Origin of the sequence: Streptococcus sp. FSL K6-1323, from assembly GCF_038630745.1 — a bacterium.
Classification (GTDB): Bacteria; Bacillota; Bacilli; order Lactobacillales; family Streptococcaceae; genus Streptococcus; species Streptococcus salivarius_D.
In genome coordinates this window covers 272,980-292,716 of record NZ_CP152039.1, presented here as the reverse complement: position 1 = coordinate 292,716, position 19,737 = coordinate 272,980, and the positions used below count along the sequence as shown (strand labels likewise).

Here is a 19,737-nt window from a genome sequence, read left to right as displayed (position 1 = left end):
CAAGGTGATAAGAAAATACTATCACCTAAAAATATCAATTGTTTGACAAAGAAAAAAGTAGGAAACCTAGAACGATTTCCTACTTATCCTTATTAATAATGTGACAAACGCTCAACTACTTGCTGGTTACTGAGCACTTCCTGGGCAGGAAAGAAATCAGCTTTGCCATCTTCGAAAAGAAGAACATCAGCCTTTTCATGATGAAGGTGCTTGAAGTGGTGAGCAGACATGATAATAGTTTTTCCAGCTGAATGAAGGTCATGTAGAAGTTCCCTAAAAAATTCTTCATATTCTTTAGAAAGATTATTGAAGGGTTCATCAAGAATATACACATCTGGATTAGTTACCATGATACTGGCAAAAGCCACTTTCTTCTTTTCTCCACCAGACAGTTGATAGGGAACGCGATCTCTTAAATCGTCAATTTTAAGCAGGGATAGCGTGTCTTGAACGCGCTGTGAGACTTCTTTTTCGGTTAGACCTAGCTGGCGAGGACCAAAAGCAATCTCATCATAGACAGTACTATTAAATAACTGACTATCCACATCCTGAAAGAGGATTCCGAGGCGACTATAAAAATCCCGTTTTTGACGTTTGTCCTTCAGCCATTCTTTGAGGTCCTTCCCTAAGAAAAGAATGCGTCCAGATTCTGCCTGCTTGAAACCAGTTAATAAACTGATAAGACTTGATTTCCCAGTCCCGTTTTCTCCCATCAACATCACATATTGTCCTTGTCTAATCTCCAAATCAAGACCAGTAAAGACCTTTTTTTGTTCATAGGCACAGGCCACTTGATTCAATTGAAACATCTCATCCTCCTAACAGAATCTGTCCTAAAATCACTGCTACTAGACTTATCAAGGCCAGCCAGTCTTTCCATGTGAATGACTGTGATGACTTGACATACTCACCAACAAAGCAACGTGCTTCCATGGCTTGAGTCAGTTCCTCACCATAGCGTATGGCTTTAAGGTATAAAATTCCCCAGATATTACTTCCAATCCGGAAACGATGATTGCCACCAAAACTTCGCGCTTCAATCCCTTTGAGCAAATCCATCAATTGTTTTCCAAAGACATCAATATATTTTATGGTGATATCTAACTGGAGCAGAACAAGATCAGGAAAATGCAACCCTTTTAATGCCGCTAACATCTCACTTATTGTACTCGTCTCTGAATAATAAGCAATGGCTACGGCAATCAAAGGAAGTCTAAAAAGAAAGAGCGATTGACCTCCGCTAAGTAAGAGATGCGGTAGATAAAGAACTAAAGGAAAAATCAACAACACTACAGTCTTTTTCAAGGTTCTTACTAAAACAGAATGTGGTAGAAAAGCCACTCCAGCTCCTAAAAACAAGGCTAGAATCCACAAAACTGTGAGATTTCGGCTAATTCCCACTGAAATAAGTAGGAAAAAGAGAAGTAAAACCTTAGCTGTTGGATGAAAGACTGATGTCACTTTTAAAGGATGCGTTTCAAACTTTTGAAGCAGAGCTTCCAGATGGTGACGATTCCGGATAAGAAAGTTATTTCTACCGACTTTAGTGACTACCGGGCGTTCTTCCGACATCCATTCTGGCAGAATCATTTTTCAACCTTTCTACCGAAAATCAAGCGATAGAGGATGAAGAAGATCAAAACAGCAGAAGCAGCGCTCAGAATATAACCCAAGACTTCTGGAATACCTGCAATACTATAATCTGGGAAGAGGGCATTGAATGAGAAACCATTCAACATTCCTTTTGGCGCTTGGGCTTCCACATGATAATGAGCCAATTTTTCTACCAACTCTTTGACATCCCATTCCGCAAAAGCTGTTCCCGTCGCCAATAAACCAAGTGGTGTTAGGATAATCAAGGCTAGGATAAAGAGCAATAAAGGACGTAGTTTTTTAGTCGTTAGTTCCTGAGTATTATCAATATTCAAACGTTCAATGAATTCTTGAACACCAGCTGTGAAGAATCCTTCTACCAGACCGATGAGGAGGTGAGTCAAGCCCATTACTGGAAGTGTCACTCTCAAAGGGTATGGGTTGTAAAGCGGATTACCACTACTATCTTTAAAGAGAATAGGCTGAATTCCTAGTAAAACTGCAACAGTCAGAGCTGCAGCTACAATCCCAATATAACCTCCAAAAAAGCTGGCAATTATCCTGTTCTTTGTCCACTTATTCAAGAGTTTATAAACAGCATAACCTACAAATGGCATAACAACTGCCATACAAAAGGCGTTAGCACCAAAGGCCAAGATTCCACCGTCACCAAAGAGCAAGGCCTGCATAGCCAGGGCTACACTAACTGCTAAACAGGAAGCCCAAGGTCCTAACAATATAGCAATTAGTACTGCCCCAACAGCATGGGCACTAGTTCCACCCGGAGCTGGAAGATTAAACATCATGATAAGAAAGGACAAGGAAGTCCCGATTCCCAACATAGGAATCGTTTTTTTATCAGTATCAACTTTAACCTTTACCTCCTTGACGGCCTTATACCAAATAGGCAACATAACTGCCCCCATTGCCGCACAAGTCGTAGGGCTTAGGTAGTTTTCAGGAATATGCATTTTTTATCTCCTCATATCATTTTTTCTCAAATTCAAAGGGGTTAATCCATGTATTTCTTGTCTAAAATAGTCTGCACAGGCATAAATGACGCGACGATTATCCTCAGCAGTTTTTCCTAAGATACGCAACACCAGACCTGGGATATCTAAGGATGAAATAGCAAAATCAGACTCTAAATTCAGATCTTCTAAGTGCTTCTGCAAAGCCTTAACAAAAGCCTCGTCAATATTTGGTGACACCATTACCAAACTATTATAATTACGCCAGCCTTCAAAATAACCAAGCTTAAACATATCTTGTTTCTGAGGCTCTAAGAGGGTCTGATCGCTATAAACAAGCTCATTATCTTGGTAGATTTGTGTCAAATTACGAAAATAATGGTATTGAAACGGCAAATCCTCGTGAGACCAACCTGCCGTCACACCATCTGAATAAATCAAGTGGGCAGACTTATCCATATCAATACGACTTGTTTGGAAATAGCGTGATCTCAAATAGGGAATGACTTCATCAGCCATGTACTCCAAATAGCTATTTTCTTCAAGTGTGATGGACGTATGTTGTTGCGTCAACTGTCCTCTTTCACACTTGTAAACATAGGTAGGTGTTTGGGTTGTTACCAAGGCATGAGCATCTTTATTAACATCAATGGTCACTTGATACTGCTCACCCTCGACAAAGCCCCCACCCATATTAATTAGGAAATAGTAAGGAACACCATTGGCATCTGAATTATCCGCTGATACTCGAGAGTTACCTTCTTGGTATTTCTTGTGGGAAATTGTACGACCATTTCGGTTTGAAAATCCAAGATGGACAAAGCCATCGTATGCTTGTGTCATCTTACAAGTCCTCTAGTAGGAAATTCTTACGAATCCATTCTTCCACTTCCTTAACATTGTCTTCATTATTCAGATTTGTGAAAATGAAAGAATTCTCGTTACGGAAATGAAGGGTATCTTCACGCATACGGTCGAGGTTAGCTCCAACATAAGGTGCAAGGTCAGTCTTGTTAATCAAGAAGAGGTCACTCTTAATCATCCCTTGACCAGCCTTACGAGGGATTTTTTCACCCTGAGCAACGTCAATAATATAAATAGTGAAATCAACCAAGTCAGGGCTAAATGTCGCAGCCAAGTTGTCTCCACCACTTTCAAGGAAAATAACATCCAAATCATGATTGAAGCGTTCTTGAAGGGTTTCAATCGCTTCAAAGTTCATAGAAGCATCCTCACGAATCGCAGTATGAGGACATCCACCAGTTTCTACACCAATGATACGGTCTTCATCTAGGCTTGAATTTTTCGCCAAGAAAAGGGCGTCTTCTTTGGTATAAATATCGTTGGTAATAACCGCTAAATTTAGGTCAGACATACGTCGTGTGAGACGTTCAAGCAAAAGAGTCTTCCCTGAACCAACAGGTCCACCAACTCCAATAATTACAGTACGTTTTGTCATTGTTTTTTTCCTCTCAACCTTGTTGATATTTTAGGACATGAATAGGCGGAACACCTGAGTTTCATGTTTCATCTGAGCTAATTCAAGACCAGGTGTATTGGCCCCAAGGTAGGACGCATCAAGTTCTTGAATGGCTTGTGTTATATGTTCTAATTGTGAAAAGCTACGTAAAACGATCTCTTGTCCAGCAAATTGTCCAAGCGGAATGGCACGAACAGCATTTTGAACCATAGTCGAGATAACGCTATAGCCATAAAGTGCTATGGCCTCACTGCAACCAATCCCCTTGTTGAAGACATAAAGCGCAAAGACAATGGCAGGATTGCCATAAACCTCACCCTTACGTATTTTGGACTGATAGTCATCTAATACTGGAATAGCATGTAGCCTTTGAATCAGGCGCAACATTTGCTTAGCAATCATCTTCGTTCCTTGTCTGGTTTCACGCGCTTGCGTCGAAACAGTCAAAGTCTTATCATATTGCCAAACTTGAGCCAAATCATCAGAAGCCATGGCATCATAGACTAGCTTAATCACAAGTCCTTCACCATACTTAAATTGGCTATCTAAATAAGCCTCTTGCCATTCCTCATAGCCCTTATCATCTGTTACAGTGTCTTCACGCAGATAATTTTCCATCCCAAAAGAGTGGTTAAATGATCCAATTGGAAAGGTTGAATCAACAATTTGAACAATTTCAAGATAGTCTCGCAAAGACACGTTAGCAAAAGGATTAATGTTCATGGGCAGTCAAATTCACGTGACGAAGGGGTTTGTCAAGGACCACTTCCTCAATCGTGTAGGCAATGTCTTTTTGAGTCAATACTTGCTCTACAACAGGGTCAACTTCCAAATAAATCTTGGCATCTTTCACCTCAATTGGTTTATGAGTATTCCCAAGAATGTGAGCTGTAATTCCCATTTCATCCATATCTTTAGGAGAAATGACAATCAAATCCTGTGATTCAACACCAATCGCCAAAACATGATGGTCATCAATGAAAAAGGCAGAGCCATTTTGCAATTTTTGCCCCTTATCAAGACGAATACCAAATTCATTGCCGTGGTCGCTTTTCACACGAATAATTTTTTTATTAAGATCGTCACTTGAAAGAATGACTGTTTCAATATGATATTTATCAACATCAATATCTTTAACAAGAGCATCTACTTTTGTAAAAATCATACTTTTTCCTTTCCTATTACATTTAAAAATTGCATCAAAGTCAAGCACTTTAAGAAAGCACTAAAAACGTTTTCGCCATAAAATACAAAAGAGGTTGGAGGAAAAATTCCAGCCTCATTTATCTGACACTCTTTCTTAGAACAAGAAATAGCGTTGAGACAATGATGTCGTATGGATTGGTTCACAAGTAACTAATTCATCATCAATAAAGACATCAAAGGTCTGTGGGTCAATACGGATTGTTTTTGGAGCGTAATCATTAAGTTTCATATCACGCTTAGTCAAGTTACGTGTATTCTTAACCGGAAGAACAATCTTATTCAAACCAATTTCTTCTTTGATACCGTGATCATAAGCATATTGAGAGACAAATGTAAGATTTGTTTCATGAACCGCTTGACCGTAAGCACCATATAATTTACGCATGATACGTGGTTGAGGTGTTGGAAGACTTGAACCAGCGTCACCCATAACACCATAAGTTAACATACCACCCTTAAGTACCAACTTAGGTTTTGCACCAAATTGTGCTGGTTCCCAGATAACCAAATCTGCAAATTTACCAACTTCTACAGAACCGATATAGTCTGCAATACCGTTAGTGATGGCAGGGTTAATTGTATATTTAGCCACGTAACGTTTGATACGGTTATTATCGTTAAATTCTGAATCCCCTTCAAGTGGACCACGCTGAGCTTTCATCTTATCAGCTAGTTGCCAACAACGCATTGCTACTTCACCGACACGTCCCATAGCCATGGCATCTGAAGTCATGATACTAAGGGCACCCATATCATGAAGAACGTCTTCTGCAGCCACAGTTTGTTTACGTACACGTGATTCAGCAAAAGAGACGTCTTCTGGGATTTTTGGATCCAAGTGGTGGCAAACCATAACCATATCTAACAACTCACCAATAGCATTTGTAGTGTATGGGTTAGTTGGGTTAGTTGATGATGGTAAAATATTTTCCTTACCAGCAAAAACCATGATATCTGGAGCATGTCCACCACCTGAACCTTCGGTGTGGAAGGTATGAACGGTACGACCTTGGAAGGATTCCAACGTATTTTCCATAAATCCACCTTCATTCAAAGAGTCAGTGTGGACCGCAAAAGAAACATCGTATTTATCCGCAACTTTAAGGGAATTATCAATACCTGCGTAAGTCGCACCCCAGTCCTCGTGTGTCTTAATTCCTGCTGCACCAGCTTTAATTTGCTCTTCAACCACTTCAGTCTCAGAACCAACACCTTTAGCAAGGAAACCAAAGTTAGCAGGCATATCATCAACAGCTTGCAACATACGAGTAATATGGAATTTACCTGGTGTACAAGTTGTTGCATTACTTCCGTCAGCAGGACCAGTACCACCACCAAAGAGGGTAGTAATCCCGTTATCCAAACCAAATTCAGGAAGATCGGCAGAAATATAGTGCACGTGAAGGTCAATACCACCAGCAGTCACAATCAAACCTTCAGCGGCAATGGCTTCTGTACTAGCACCCACAACAAAGTCCACATTGTCCATTGTATCTGGGTTACCACCGCGACCGATAGCAACAATCTTACCATCACGAATACCGATATCTGCTTTAATAATACCTGTATAGTCAATGATGGTTGCACCTGTAATAATGGTGTCAACAACTGATGGATTGTCACGTGTTTCCGTAGCACTAACACCCATACCATCACGCAAAACTTTACCGCCACCAAACTTAGATTCCTGTCCATAAACAGTAAAGTCTTTTTCAATGGCTGCAAAAAGATTGGTATCTCCAAGACGTACGCTATCACCTACAGTTGGTCCGTAGTGTTGAGCATACTCTTCACGATCCATTTTAAAACTCATCGATTTGTCCTCTTTCTAGTCTAAGAAACCATTGACCTTGTTATTGAAACCAAAAATACGACGTTTCCCTCCAAAGTCAATAAGTTGTACTGTTTTCGTTTCACCTGGCTCAAAACGAATGGCTGTACCTGCTGGAATATCTAGACGTTTGCCTCGCGCCTTTTCACGATCAAATTGAAGACCAGCTTCGTTTGCTTCATAAAAATGGTAGTGAGAGCCCACTTGGGCAGCCCGGTCACCCACATTTTTCACTTCAAGACTAATGGCTTCGTAACCACCGTTATAATCAATTGGCTCACTCGCCACATGGTATTCACCTGGAATCATTACATTTCTCCTTACTGAATAGGATCATGAACAGTAACCAGTTTTGTACTGTCCGTAAAAGTAGCTTCAACTTGAATCATTGGAATCATTTCCGCAATACCTTCCATAACATCTTCACGTGTTAAAAGATTGCGAGCTTCATCCATCAATTGGGCAACAGTTTTACCTTCTCTTGCACCTTCAAGCACATAGTCTGTAATCAAAGCAACCGCTTCTGGATGATTCAATTTGATTCCTTTATCTTTACGTCGTTGAGCAATCATAGCCGCAAGGCTAATCATCATTTTTTCCTGCTCACGCATTGTCAATTGCATCGTTTTTCCTCCTTAAATCAATGCTTACCACTTGCCCCAAAGCATCAAAAGCCCTGGAATCCAAGCTGTTACAATTCCTTCAAAAATAGCTAGGTAAGGGACAAATTTTCCTAGGTTCTTCTTAAGGTTAATTTCAATAAAGGCAGTTAGCCATAGAATACCCCACAAGAACCAAATAATACCATACCAAGCATTACCACCATATCCAGATGTTAAGCAAAGAATCCCTGCTGGTAGCGTATTAATTGCCACAAATAAACTAAACCACCCATACAAACGTTGATCAAAATCGAAAATCGTATTGATAGCCGAGTAAAGATAGGTGAATGCAAATAAAAGACCAGTGGCGCTACCATAAAACCATTCAGCGCCTTGCCCTGTACAAGCTCCGTAAGCAATGACAATAATGTTGAGAATCAAACCCAAACCACCCGTAAAGATATTCATGACAACATTTGATTTATCAGGAATACCCTCTAAACGATGGAGTCCATTACTCATCAAAACCATACCAACATAGAGTAGGATGACACCTAACATAAGAACCTCCTAAGTTTTTTTATGTTAATATCATACTACTTTAACAACACATGTCAACGAATTTTCAGAAATTTTGCAACATTTACATGTTAGCTTGACTAACATGCGGTGTCAAAAAATGACATTACATTTTGTAATTCTCAATAGGAGTCCTTTGCTTAATCCCAGATAAATAAACAGTTAATCTATAAAAAACTGTCTTTAGCATTTGACTGTTTCTGACAATATAGCCCGTGCAATCTATCATTCAATGTGAGCATAATATTTTTTCTCGCCTATTTTTCCTTTGCCTTTCCAGCAACCCTTGTCTTGATCAGTACGATTGAGCTGGGCTGTCGCCTATTAGGTGGAAAAGCAAAGGGAATACGACTTGAATCGGGAATATTTATGGTCACTAGTCTACTCCAAGGCATGCAAATTAGTCTCTGGGGCCTGCACGACAACTGGGGGAGCGCTCAGATTCTTTGCCTTCATGCGAGTCTCCTCCTTTACTTAATGGCACGCACTGGACAAAGTAGTCAAGAGCGTTTGGGAATTACGGTTTGGCTAGACCTCATATACACCAGCTACATCTTCCCGCTAAAATATTTCTTTATCGGAGCCTGGACACTCCTATATAAAACAGCACCTAAACAAGAACTCTCCGAAGAAGAAAAACACGTAATCAAGAACCACAAATGGATGATTCTCATTAGTATCATGATTGCCTTGGTACTAACTGTATTCGCTGCTAGTCAGCTTAGTCAGGTCTTACCTGCTTTCGGACAACTTTGGAAACAAGTTTTCCAAACACTTGCTACTTTGTTTAACTTCAATATTCACTTCAAAAACAGTGGCCTAATCATCTTCCGTTTGCTTTCTAGTATTCCCCTAGCTTTGGGACTTTTTGCCCAACTTGCTGCAGTCTATTTAGCCAAGGATAAGCCACTCAGTCAAAATCAACTTGAAGCTAGTCTCAAAAAGACCCGTCTTTTCCCAAAAGTAGCAGCTTATATCGTACTCGGAAGCCTCTGCTTCACTTATGCCCTATTCATATTAACTGCCACTAGTCAAATGGGAGAACTCCTTTCTCTCAACCAAGCCAGCATTCCAGCTCATCAAGCCTCACATATTGCGGTTCAAGGCTTCTGGCAATTGGTTCGAGTTTCTACCCTCAACTTAGGAATCCTAGCTGGACTTTACATTTTTTCTAAAGAAAATTTCTTCACCCACAAGGGGCTTCGTTTGTTATGCACCTTACTCTTTACTTTTGCTAGCCTCTTTGCCCTTATCGCTGGCTGGAAACTCTTTGGCGTTTATATGGCACTCTATGGTGTGACGCCACGTCGCTTACTGTCAGGTTGGTTTGTCACAGTACTCTTTATTTGGTGTGTCCTAACGCTAATTCGACTTTATAAACCTATTCAGGCAACTCGTCTCGCTATATTTTATGCAACTATCAGCTTCACCCTCGTTAGCCTCTTAGGTAGCTTTATTTTATAAGAAAAAAAGAGTGAAACTAGATTAACTAGTTTCACTCTTTTTATATTGGAGTTATTTTGAATTTCTTGTAGGAAAGGCATACATCACCCAAAGCACTACCAGTAGTGGTGTCGCTTTTAATACAATCCACGCAACATTGAAATTGGCATCACGTAGACGACGAATCTGCATAGAAATGGTAGGAAGCGCCGTTGCTGCTATAAATAGAATGAAAGCTATCAATACAAAGCCAAAAGCTCTTGTTTCCCCAAGTAAGTCCATCAGTAGGAAAATAAGAGTACCAATAACTCCATTAATCAAGACAACCCACCAATAGTCTGATCGTTTTGTACGACCATAAAAATCGAGATAGCCTAACCAAAAATTTTTATATGCCTCTAACATGTTTACACCTCTTAATAGTATGCTACCAGTATACTATATTAAGGAGATAGGTGCAAGATGTGAATATTTAGACTTCTTAAGTTTTACACATATATAATAGGAAGATTATTTTAAATAAACTGGAATGGATTGAAATTAGGACTGTCCGACTCAATCTGGCCACTCACCATGGTCACCACACGACTGACATGTTGACGGACACTATTGCGGTGAGCAATAAAAATCATTGTTCGTTTAATCTTAGTAAGATTAGCCATGACCCTGCTTTCAGTATCACTATCGAGACCACTGGTAGCTTCGTCAAAAATCAAGATAGGCTGCTGGGACAAGAGGGCCCTCGCTATCGCCAAGCGTTGTTTTTGACCACCAGATAGACCACCATCCTCAGATACTTGGGTCTGAAAACCTAGTGGCATTTTTTGAATATCCTCTAAGATATCAGCTTGTTGGCAAACCTTAAGAAGCTCTTTCTCGTCAACTTCTCCTTCAAATCCTAACAGCAGATTTTCTAAAATGGTTCCAGTAAACACATAGGTCTGCTGGGGAACGTAAGTCACCATTTGCCGCAGCTCCGCATGGCCAATAGCATCTTTATCTAGGGTTACATGACCACTAGATTTTGTGTAATAACCCGACAACATTTTCGCTAAGGTCGTTTTCCCAGATCCACTTTTACCCATGAGGGCAATTTTCTCACCCTTATGAATCGTTAAATCAATCTTACTAAGCGTCTCTTGCTGATAACTAAAACGGTGACTGACACCCTTAAGAGCAAGTTGTTTAAAGGATAACTCTTTAAGTTTTCCTTTTTCTTCCTTATCCACAACATAAACTTCTTGAAGACGATTATTGGCTACTTTGGCTTGCTGAATTTTGGATTGGAGATTGATAATATTAATTAAAGGAGTTGTAAAATAATTCAGCAACATATTATAAGTAATCAACTGACCTGCAGATAATTGCCCTTCCATGACCAATTGTGCCCCATACCAGAGGATAAAGACATTGGAAACTAACTGAACCCCTGTCTTTAAACCATCTTGCGTTAATTGCCACTTGGCCTTAGACAAAGACTTCTTCAAATAGTCATGGAATTTCACCTCAATTTCCTGATAGCGTCTCTCTTCAACTCTCAAGGATTTTAAGGTTTCAATGCCTCGCAAATCATCAATAACAGCGGTATTGACCTGACTATTTGCCTCCATCAATTGATAATTTTCCTTTTCAAAAAGCTTATAGAAGGCCAAAATGATTAAAACATAAAGAGGCACTACCGTGAGAGTCATCACAAAAAGTGACTGATTTTGTAAAATAAGAGCCACAGCTAGAGTCATCACAATGGTCACATCTAGGAAAATCGATAAAATCGTTGAAGCTAGAGCATCGATAATAGTGTTAGCATCGCCAAAACGTGACGTTATTTCACCAGTACGACGTGAACTAAAGAAACTAATAGGTAAGGAAAAGACATGCTTAATATAAGGAAGAATGACAGCAATGGACAAGTAATTCCCCAATCGATGTAGAAGATAATCTTTGAAAAAAGTAAATACTTGTTGAGCTAGATAAGAGATACATAGGCCTAGCGAAATCATGGTTAGAAGAGTGTAGGCCTCCTGAGGAATCAAGCGGTCAATAATAGATTGCAAATAATAAGAACCAATAATATTAACAAGGGTCACTAGAAAACTTAACAAGACAATAACTGCAATCAAACCCTTACGACGAAACAAAATTGGTAAAAATGAAAGAAGCCCAGGCACATCTTCTTTGTATTTAGTGTAAGTTTCTCCTGGAACAAAAAAGAGAGCAACTCCCGTCCACTCTTTGGCAAACTCCTCTAAGGGCATTTTAATGACCTTCTTGCTAGGATCTGGATCACCAATAACAAGCTTCCCCTTGATTTGACCAAACACCGTATAATAATGTTGCAATCCACCTTCTTTAACCACATGTGCAATAAAAGGATAAGATAGGCTTTCTTGTTTAAACAAGTCTAAATCCGCACGAATAGCCTGAGTTTCAAGGCCCAACTGCTTGGCCGCTTTAACCAAACCAAGCGCAGAAGTGCCTTCACGAGAAGTCTGAGCCAACTCCCGCAAATAAGCTAAACTATAAGATGAACCATAGTGTTTAAGAATCATGGCCAAGGCAGCGACACCACAATCACGCTGATCAACCTGTGAAATATATGGATATTTTGACATGGTGACTCCTTATTAAAGACAACCTGTGAAATAAGGCAAGATAGTGATAAGTAGTGAGAATAGTGTAAATAAATTTAGCTTTTTCAAAATAAAACTCCTTTTAACTGTTATTTATGTTTCTATAGTAAACATTTAACCATTAAAAAAGTAGTGACATTTATGTCACCACCATTTCTATAAACCATCTGCCGCTTTCCCTGCTTTTATACTTTCTTCTAAAACCGAGTCTTCTAAAACGGAAGCAAACATTATGGCCTTATCGTAATTCTCTGCAGCCTTTTTCTTATTTCCCTTATGCAGAAGTTCATATTTAGCTTTGAGAACAAAAACACTAGGTTTATAGCTATAGAATTGTGATTTTTCTATAACGGCTAATGCTTTATCCACAACTGTTAAGAAGTCTGAAAAGGAATTGTGAAAAATCTTCAAAGCAGCGATAGCCATCAAATCATTAAATAAAACAATATTATAGACATCGTCTGTCCAAATTTCCTGATTTAATACTCTCTTTACAATCCTTTCAAAAAGTTTTTTGTCAAACTGTTTTCTTCCATAGAGATGGAAGAAATAATAGTCAATAACTAATAAATCGTTAGTTGAGAATTTCTTCTTCCTTTTGACTTGTTCAAACAAGTCTTCATATATTTCTTCAACCTTTGGGCTCTCCTCCCAATTAGTAAAACTCAAAATATTTTCCAAAATATCTAGAGTTAACAACTCTTCTTCTGGCAGAAGTTCAAAGAATTTCTCATAGACTTCCTCAATTAAGGCAAGTTTAGCCTTTATTCTTTCTGGATTTCTGTACGTTGGAAACTTAATCAAACGATTCTTCATCTCATAATATTCGTCAGGAATGGTAATATTGTCATGATCCAATAAATCGGCCATATTTTTTCCTAGACGTTTTGCGATGTAAGATAGTCTATCTAAAGACGGGAGAGATTCCCCTTTTTCAATGCGAATTAACTGGCGAACAGTCAACTCCGCACCATCTAAACATAGTACTTCACGTGACATCTGCTGACGTTCACGCTCAGTTTTGATTCTTAGTCCAATGCTGTCTTTTATGTTCAAGAGACTCTCCTTTATTCAAAAGTTTAAAAATATTATATCATAATTATAATACAATTAATATACAGTTAATATGATTTTAACAGAATAATAGTCAAAAAAAGCTATTTTTATACATTTTATATAAGAAGACCCTTCCTTTGCATCAAAAAAACATGCAGTTCAAAAACTACATGTTTGTTTTATTTCTGTTTACTTTGGAATCGCCATTCAAAGCGAATGCGGTCATAAGTTGGATAGATAGCATTAATCAACCCAAAGGCTAAGGTAAAGCCAGCTAAAACATCTGTTAGATAATGAACACCCACATAAATACGCGAAAGTCCAACAAGGAAAATCAGAAGCCCAGTAATACCATAAACTGCTATTTTAGATTCTTTTTTCGCCAAACGCTGAGCAAGAACAATGGCAATTGCTCCAAGAATCATAAAAGTTCCCAAAGAATGACCACTAGGGAAAGAATAACCACTAGCATGCACTAAATGCGTAATTGATGGGCGTTGACGCTGATAAATATACTTTAAACTTACAATCAAGATACTAGCGAGAAGCCCACTGGCACCTACAAAGATAGCTTCTGCTTTATACTGACGTAGATAAAGCCAGATTACTGCTACGATTGCAATAATAGCCTGTACGGGCGTATTTCCAAGTATGGTAATCGTTTTAAAAAAGCGTGTCAGTCCTGCCGGTAAGTCTCCTCGAACCCAAGTTTGAATGTTGCTATCAAATCCTGTCAAGGCTTCAGGGTAGAACTTAACCATGTAACCGAGAGCAACAAATAACAATAAGGCAAAAGAAGCATAAATATAATGTGTGTGTTTGTGTTTCATATTTATAATTTTACTAGAATAGACTTAAGTGGAGCATAAATCAGAGCAAAGGCTACCGCAAAAATCAATCCTTGAAGTAAATTGAAAGGTACTACCATAGCGAAAAGATATTTATAGAGACCTATGAATTGCGCAATATCAAAGTTGGCAAATTTAGCATAGAGTGGTACTGCATAAATATAGTTAAGAATAACCATAGCAACTGTAAGCAAGACAGTTCCTACAACAGAACCAAAAATATAATTCTTGCTTGTTTGATTTTTCTTCCAAAAATAGCTTAGGCCCCAAACAAAGACTCCTATAGCAACGAAATTCATAGGAAGTCCAATCATTGATCCTGGACCACCATTGTTTAGCAAAAGCTTCAACAATGAACGAAGCAAGAGAACACCAATGGCACTCTTAAAATCAAAGATAACCAAGGCAATCAGAACAGGAAGGATTGAAAAATCAACCTTCAAAAAGTCTGCTGCTGGAATCAATGGAAATGAAAAATAAAGCAACAAGAATGAAACTGCGGATAAAATGGCAATGTAAGCCAATTTACGTGTGTTTGTCATAAAAAAATTCCTCCAAATTTTAACAATTTGAAAGAAGTTCCCAATGGATTTGCCTATGCCAAAAAAGCCTACGCAAAAAGACTGGTCTTCTTCCATCCAGACTGTACTGTCGGTTGAGGAATCACACCTCATCAGCTTGCGCTCGCGGACTTATCTATAGAATCACCGCCGGTCGGGAGTTTCACCCTGCCCTGAAGACCTTTTAAGAATAACATAAAAAAACCTTGGTGACAAGGTTCTCAAATTATGGATTTCTAATCTGTTGATAGTCAATGACTATAGATACTCTTATAAGAGAAAATAGACCTCTATTTTAACTTGTCATGCTGATAACGATGACTCAGCTCCAAGCCCTCAAACTGTTGCTGACGAAGTGCTTCGTAAACAATCATACAAACAGTGTTGGACACATTTAGACTACGCACATGTTCATCATTCATCGGAATACGAATAGCTTTTTCAGGATGCTCACGCATAAAATCTTCAGGTAGGCCTGTATCCTCACGACCAAACATAAAATAGTGGTCCTCACCATCATCATAGGCCTCTTCTGAATAAGTCTTATCCGCAAACTTGGTGACTAGATGCAAACGACCATCTTGATTTTTGGACATGAAATCTGCCAAATTATCATAATAAGTGATGTCAAGCTTATCCCAGTAGTCTAGACCTGCACGTTTCATTTTCTTGTCATCAATTGGAAAGCCCATAGGACGGATGATATGAAGAGGGCTATTAGTCGCTGCACAGGTACGTGCTATATTTCCGGTGTTTTGTGGAATACGAGGTTCAAACAAGACAATATGATTACGTGACATCTCAATTCTCCTAGACATAAAAAATACCATGTCGCCCGGAGTCAAGCTCAGCAGACGACATGGTTGTGGACGTTCATTAGCTTAAATCATGACAGGTTAGATTTAAAATAACGAATCTTTGAATATATTTTAGCACTTCTAGTCTAAAAGTCAAGACTATTTAAAGAAAAATTTTACCTTTATTCACTTAAATAGGAATAGTTGATAAAGCTAGCTGAAAAGGATGATTTTTCCGCTAAAATAGAGTATCATAGTAATGATTATTTGGAGGTAACTCATGCGTATTATTGTCGTAGGTGCCGGTAAAGTCGGTACCGCACTCTGCCGTTCTCTTGTTGAAGAGAAGCACGATGTTATTTTAATTGAAGAAAAAGAAGAGGTCCTCAAACGCCTCAGCAAACGTTATGATGTTATGGGCTTTGCTGGAAATGGGGCTAATTTTAAAATTCTGGAGCAAGCTGAGGTTAACAACTGCGATGTCTTTATCGCGATGACTGATAAAGATGAAGTAAACATGATTTCAGCCGTTCTGGCTAAACAAATGGGTGCCAAGGAAACTATTGTTCGTGTGCGTAACCCAGAATACTCAAATGCTTATTTCAAAGACAAGAACTTTCTTGGATTCTCATTAGTAGTTAATCCTGAACTTTTAACAGCTCGCTATATTGCCAATACAGTTGAATTTCCAAACGCCCTATCAGTTGAGACTTTTGCTAATGGACGCGTTATTCTTATGGCATTTAAAGTCACTGAAAATAGCCAATTGTCTGGTATGACAATGGAACAATTCCGTAAGAAATTCGGCAATATTCTAGTTTGTACGATTGACCGTCAAGGTGAGCTCATCATTCCAGATGGGAATGCTACCATGCAAATTGGGGATAAGATTTATGTCACTGGTAAACGTGTTGATATGGCGCTTTTCCACAGTTACATCAAGCCAAAAAGTATCAAAAAACTTTTGTTGATTGGTGCTGGACGTATCTCCTACTACTTGCTCAATATCTTGAAAAACAATCGTATTAAGGTCAAATTGATTGAGCAAAAAATGGACCGTGCGCAAACCTTTAGTCAAGTCTTCCCTGAAGTTTCTGTTATCTTAGGTGATGGTACTGCTAAAGACCTTCTTCTCGAGGAAAGTGCAGCCAGTTATGATGCCGTAGCTACCCTAACTGGAGTAGATGAAGAAAATATCATCACCTCTATGTTCCTCGAAAGCCTTGGTATTCACAAGAATATTACTAAAGTCAACCGTACTAGTCTTTTAGAGATTATCGATACACGTGAGACAACAACAATTGTCACACCTAAGAGTATTGCCGTTGACACTGTAATGCACTTTGTCCGTGGGCGTTATAATGCTAAAGACTCTAGTCTCGATGCCCTTCACCATGTGGCTAATGGTCGTATCGAAACCTTGCAATTCCAAATTAAGGAAAACAACAAAATCGCCGGGAAGAAACTTTCTGAGCTTGAATTTGCTAATGGTGTCCTTATCGCTGCTATTATCCGCAATGGAAAATCTATTTTCCCAAAGGGAGAAGACAGACTCGCTATTGGGGATAAAATCGTGGTCGTTACACTCTTACAAAATGTAACTCATATTTACGACTTGTTGAAGAGGTAAGCTGCCATGAATCGATCTATTGTCCGTTTTCTTATTGCCAAGCTCCTACTTATTGAGGCTGCTCTCTTGGTTGTACCACTTATCGTTGCCCTCATTTATCAAGAAGATGCCAAAGTATTTGCCAGCATCTTGGGTACGATGGGGATTCTCCTCTTTCTCGGAGTACTTGGTACTCTCTTTAAACCGAAGAACTACCATATTTACACCAAAGAAGGGATGCTTATTGTAGCCCTCTGTTGGGTGCTCTGGTCCTTCTTTGGAGGATTGCCCTTCGTCTTTGCTGGACAGATTCCAAGTGTCATTGATGCCTTCTTCGAGATGAGCTCTGGTTTTACAACCACAGGGGCTACTATTCTCACAGATACTGGAGTACTTACCCACTCCCTCCTCTTCTGGCGAAGCTTCGCCCACTTGATTGGAGGGATGGGGGTATTGGTCTTTGCCCTAGCCATCATGAACAACAGTAAAAATGGTCACCATGAGGTTATGCGTGCAGAGGTGCCTGGTCCAGTTTTTGGTAAGGTCGTGGCCAAGCTCAAAAATACAGCTCAAATTCTTTACATCATCTATTTAACCATGTTCGTTATTTTTGCTGTTATTCTCTGGCTTTGCGGTATGCCAATCTTTGATAGTATCATCACTGCTATGGGGGGCGCAGGTACTGGGGGATTTGCTGTCTATAATGACTCTATCGCCCACTACCACAGCGATCTGATTACCTATGTGGTTACTGTTGGTACCCTACTCTTTGGGGTTAACTTCAACCTTTATTTCTATATCCTCCTTCGCAAAATCAAGTTTTTCTTCCAAGATGAAGAACTACGTACCTACTTTGCGATTGTGGCTATTTCAACTGGTTTAATTATCCTCAATATTTTTGGAATCTACCACAATTTGGCTGACTCTTTCAAATACTCATTTTTCGAAGTGTCAACTATCATCACAACAACCGGTTTTGGTCTGACAGATATTACCAAATGGCCACTCTTTTCTCAGTATATCCTACTCCTCCTGATGTTTATCGGAGGGTCAGCAGGTTCTACAGCTGGTGGTTTCAAGGTTATCCGTGCTATGATTATTGCTAAGATTGCACGAAATCAGACTCTGGCTAGCCTCTATCCTAATCGTATCCTGTCACTTCATATTAATGGAAGTGTTCTCGATAAAGAAACGCAGCACAGTGTTCTCAAATACCTAGCTGTATATGTACTCATTATACTAAGTTTAGTCACTGTTTTGTCACTGGATAATCAAGACCTCTTGATTGTGACAAGTGCTGCTGCTTCAACCTTTAACAACATTGGACCATTACTTGGAACGAGTGATAGCTTTGCTATTTTCAGTCCTTTATCTAAGCTTATCATGGGATTTGCTATGATTGCAGGACGTTTGGAAATCTATCCTTTATTACTCCTCTTCCTACCAAAAACTTGGTCAAAAACTTAAGCATAGAAAAACTCCTTTGGATTCATTTATCCAAAGGAGTTTTATTACGTTTTAGACTAAAATAATCTGGCACCGGATCATCTCCAGTCTCTGATAGGGGGTGACATCTTAAGATACGGGCAATTCCCATAAGAACTCCCTTTAAGCCATGCTTTTCTATTGCTTGGATCATATAAACCGAACAAGTTGGACGAAAACGACAAGACGGTGGAAATAGGGGAGAAATCCATCTCTGATAAGCCCTGACCAAGGCAATCAGAAATCTTTTCATTATTTGACCTTATTGACAGCAGCGTTATGAAGCTGACTGATTTCTTTCTTATTTAGACGGCGTGATTCACCTGGACGAAGCCCTGTCAAATCAAGAGTCCCAAAACGTGTACGAGACAACTTATCAACGAGCAAGCCCACTGATTCAAACATTTTCTTAACCTGGTGGTTACGCCCTTCATGAATTGTCAATTCAACAACTGAACGATTCTTTTCATGGTCAACTTTGATAATATTGTAACGTGCTGGCTTGGTTTTCTTGCCATCAATGACCACTCCACGAGTCAAAGGACGAAGGTTCTCCTTAGTCGCAATACCTTTGACACGCGCCAAATAAACCTTGTCAATCTCATTACGTGGGTGAATCATTTTATCGGTAAAGTCACCATCATTAGTCAAAATAAGTAGGCCAGTCGTATCCCAGTCAAGACGACCAACAGGATAGATACGTTCCTTAACGTGGGGCATGAGGTCAATCACCGTCTTACGATTTTTCTCATCAGATACCGAAGAAATAACCCCTCGTGGCTTATTAAGAAGATAATAGACCTTCTCTTCATTATAAATTGGGCTACCATTTACCTCAACGACATCACCGTTTTTGACAATAGTTGCCAATTCCGTAACGGTCTTCCCATTTAGGGTCACACGACCTTCTTTAATCAGTTCCTCAGCCTTACGACGGCTGGCCACACCAGCGTGGGCAATATATTTATTAATTCGCATTTTTTTCTACAGCTTAAGCTGTATCCTTTCTACCTAGCATCTCTGCTATGTTTCTTTATTTTTAATGAT

Annotated in this window: 22 protein-coding genes and 1 riboswitch; of the genes, 3 read left to right on the top strand and 19 right to left on the bottom strand. The window is 39.3% G+C overall.

The genetic code is table 11. The annotated features are described in order from the left end of the window. Window positions 1-92: 92 nt before the first annotated feature. The 11 genes from NST80_RS01585 to NST80_RS01535 all read right to left on the bottom strand — a co-directional run bounded on the left by NST80_RS01585 (window position 93) and on the right by NST80_RS01535 (window position 8,244). Entirely contained in the window at window positions 93-809 is a 717-nt protein-coding gene (locus tag NST80_RS01585) for an ABC transporter ATP-binding protein (RefSeq protein WP_049529066.1), read from the bottom strand. A gap of 1 nt (window position 810) precedes the next feature. Then, window positions 811-1,590: an energy-coupling factor transporter transmembrane component T gene (locus NST80_RS01580; RefSeq protein WP_049529067.1), complete on the bottom strand. Its 780-nt coding sequence runs from the start codon at window positions 1,588-1,590 to the stop codon at window positions 811-813. Further along, entirely contained in the window at window positions 1,587-2,564 is a 978-nt protein-coding gene (gene cbiM, locus NST80_RS01575; protein ID WP_342504621.1) for a cobalt transporter CbiM, read from the bottom strand. The genes NST80_RS01580 and cbiM overlap by 4 nt, the downstream gene beginning before the upstream one ends. A gap of 3 nt (window positions 2,565-2,567) precedes the next feature. Beyond that, the gene (locus tag NST80_RS01570; protein ID WP_070847107.1) at window positions 2,568-3,407 is read right to left on the bottom strand and encodes an urease accessory protein UreD; all 840 of its coding nucleotides are present in this window, start codon (window positions 3,405-3,407) and stop codon (window positions 2,568-2,570) included. A 1-nt stretch (window position 3,408) separates the two neighbouring features. Continuing rightward, the gene (ureG, locus tag NST80_RS01565; protein WP_183138097.1) at window positions 3,409-4,023 is read right to left on the bottom strand and encodes an urease accessory protein UreG; all 615 of its coding nucleotides are present in this window, start codon (window positions 4,021-4,023) and stop codon (window positions 3,409-3,411) included. Window positions 4,024-4,053: 30 nt separating this feature from the next. Further along, window positions 4,054-4,767 carry an urease accessory protein UreF gene (locus NST80_RS01560; RefSeq protein ID WP_045768779.1) on the bottom strand — a complete coding sequence of 238 codons (714 nt, stop codon included), beginning with the start codon at window positions 4,765-4,767 and terminating at the stop codon, window positions 4,054-4,056. After that, a complete protein-coding gene (ureE, locus tag NST80_RS01555; RefSeq protein WP_008535851.1) occupies window positions 4,757-5,209 on the bottom strand; it encodes an urease accessory protein UreE in 453 nt (150 codons plus the stop codon). Before ureE ends, NST80_RS01560 begins: the two co-directional genes overlap by 11 nt. Before the next feature lie 135 nt (window positions 5,210-5,344). Continuing rightward, the gene (gene ureC, locus NST80_RS01550; RefSeq protein WP_002886560.1) at window positions 5,345-7,063 is read right to left on the bottom strand and encodes an urease subunit alpha; all 1,719 of its coding nucleotides are present in this window, start codon (window positions 7,061-7,063) and stop codon (window positions 5,345-5,347) included. Between the two features lie 15 nt (window positions 7,064-7,078). Continuing rightward, on the bottom strand, window positions 7,079-7,390 hold the full coding sequence (locus NST80_RS01545; protein ID WP_002886559.1) for an urease subunit beta: 312 nt from the start codon (window positions 7,388-7,390) through the stop codon (window positions 7,079-7,081). A gap of 11 nt (window positions 7,391-7,401) precedes the next feature. Beyond that, window positions 7,402-7,704, bottom strand: a complete 303-nt coding sequence (locus NST80_RS01540) for an urease subunit gamma (protein WP_002886558.1) — start codon at window positions 7,702-7,704, stop codon at window positions 7,402-7,404. Between the two features lie 24 nt (window positions 7,705-7,728). Then, window positions 7,729-8,244 carry an AmiS/UreI family transporter gene (locus NST80_RS01535; protein ID WP_002886548.1) on the bottom strand — a complete coding sequence of 172 codons (516 nt, stop codon included), beginning with the start codon at window positions 8,242-8,244 and terminating at the stop codon, window positions 7,729-7,731. 387 nt (window positions 8,245-8,631) lie between these two features. Between NST80_RS01535 and NST80_RS01530 the strand changes: the two genes are divergently transcribed. Beyond that, complete coding sequence (locus tag NST80_RS01530) at window positions 8,632-9,726, top strand: DUF4173 domain-containing protein (RefSeq protein WP_259666646.1); 1,095 nt, start codon at window positions 8,632-8,634, stop codon at window positions 9,724-9,726. A 51-nt stretch (window positions 9,727-9,777) separates the two neighbouring features. Here NST80_RS01530 and NST80_RS01525 read toward each other — a convergent pair whose 3' ends face one another. From NST80_RS01525 to NST80_RS01500, 6 genes are all read right to left on the bottom strand, one after another. Continuing rightward, window positions 9,778-10,110, bottom strand: a complete 333-nt coding sequence (locus tag NST80_RS01525) for a DUF805 domain-containing protein (RefSeq protein WP_118172049.1) — start codon at window positions 10,108-10,110, stop codon at window positions 9,778-9,780. A gap of 110 nt (window positions 10,111-10,220) precedes the next feature. Then, entirely contained in the window at window positions 10,221-12,317 is a 2,097-nt protein-coding gene (locus NST80_RS01520; RefSeq protein WP_183138096.1) for a peptide cleavage/export ABC transporter, read from the bottom strand. Window positions 12,318-12,491: 174 nt separating this feature from the next. Further along, window positions 12,492-13,391, bottom strand: coding sequence for a helix-turn-helix transcriptional regulator (locus NST80_RS01515; RefSeq protein WP_070579027.1), 900 nt, complete (start codon window positions 13,389-13,391; stop codon window positions 12,492-12,494). A gap of 179 nt (window positions 13,392-13,570) precedes the next feature. Then, complete coding sequence (locus tag NST80_RS01510; RefSeq protein ID WP_045001950.1) at window positions 13,571-14,221, bottom strand: phosphatase PAP2 family protein; 651 nt, start codon at window positions 14,219-14,221, stop codon at window positions 13,571-13,573. 2 nt (window positions 14,222-14,223) lie between these two features. Then, window positions 14,224-14,781 carry an ECF transporter S component gene (locus tag NST80_RS01505; RefSeq protein ID WP_118185136.1) on the bottom strand — a complete coding sequence of 186 codons (558 nt, stop codon included), beginning with the start codon at window positions 14,779-14,781 and terminating at the stop codon, window positions 14,224-14,226. Window positions 14,782-14,861: 80 nt separating this feature from the next. After that, a riboswitch (FMN riboswitch) is annotated at window positions 14,862-14,984 on the bottom strand. Between the two features lie 105 nt (window positions 14,985-15,089). Next, complete coding sequence (locus NST80_RS01500) at window positions 15,090-15,599, bottom strand: tRNA (cytidine(34)-2'-O)-methyltransferase (RefSeq protein ID WP_049529100.1); 510 nt, start codon at window positions 15,597-15,599, stop codon at window positions 15,090-15,092. Between the two features lie 277 nt (window positions 15,600-15,876). Here NST80_RS01500 and trkA point away from each other — a divergent pair, with 277 nt between their 5' ends. Further along, on the top strand, window positions 15,877-17,226 hold the full coding sequence (gene trkA / locus NST80_RS01495; protein ID WP_118185134.1) for a Trk system potassium transporter TrkA: 1,350 nt from the start codon (window positions 15,877-15,879) through the stop codon (window positions 17,224-17,226). Between the two features lie 6 nt (window positions 17,227-17,232). Next, a complete protein-coding gene (locus NST80_RS01490) occupies window positions 17,233-18,672 on the top strand; it encodes a TrkH family potassium uptake protein (RefSeq protein WP_022496358.1) in 1,440 nt (479 codons plus the stop codon). 22 nt (window positions 18,673-18,694) lie between these two features. On the opposite strand, the gene yidD is transcribed toward NST80_RS01490, so the two are convergent. After that, a complete protein-coding gene (yidD, locus tag NST80_RS01485; protein WP_013990033.1) occupies window positions 18,695-18,943 on the bottom strand; it encodes a membrane protein insertion efficiency factor YidD in 249 nt (82 codons plus the stop codon). Then, window positions 18,943-19,668 (bottom strand): pseudouridine synthase, encoded by a 726-nt coding sequence (locus NST80_RS01480; RefSeq protein ID WP_049529103.1) that lies wholly within the window; start codon window positions 19,666-19,668, stop codon window positions 18,943-18,945. The genes yidD and NST80_RS01480 overlap by 1 nt, the downstream gene beginning before the upstream one ends. Window positions 19,669-19,737 lie beyond the last annotated feature (69 nt).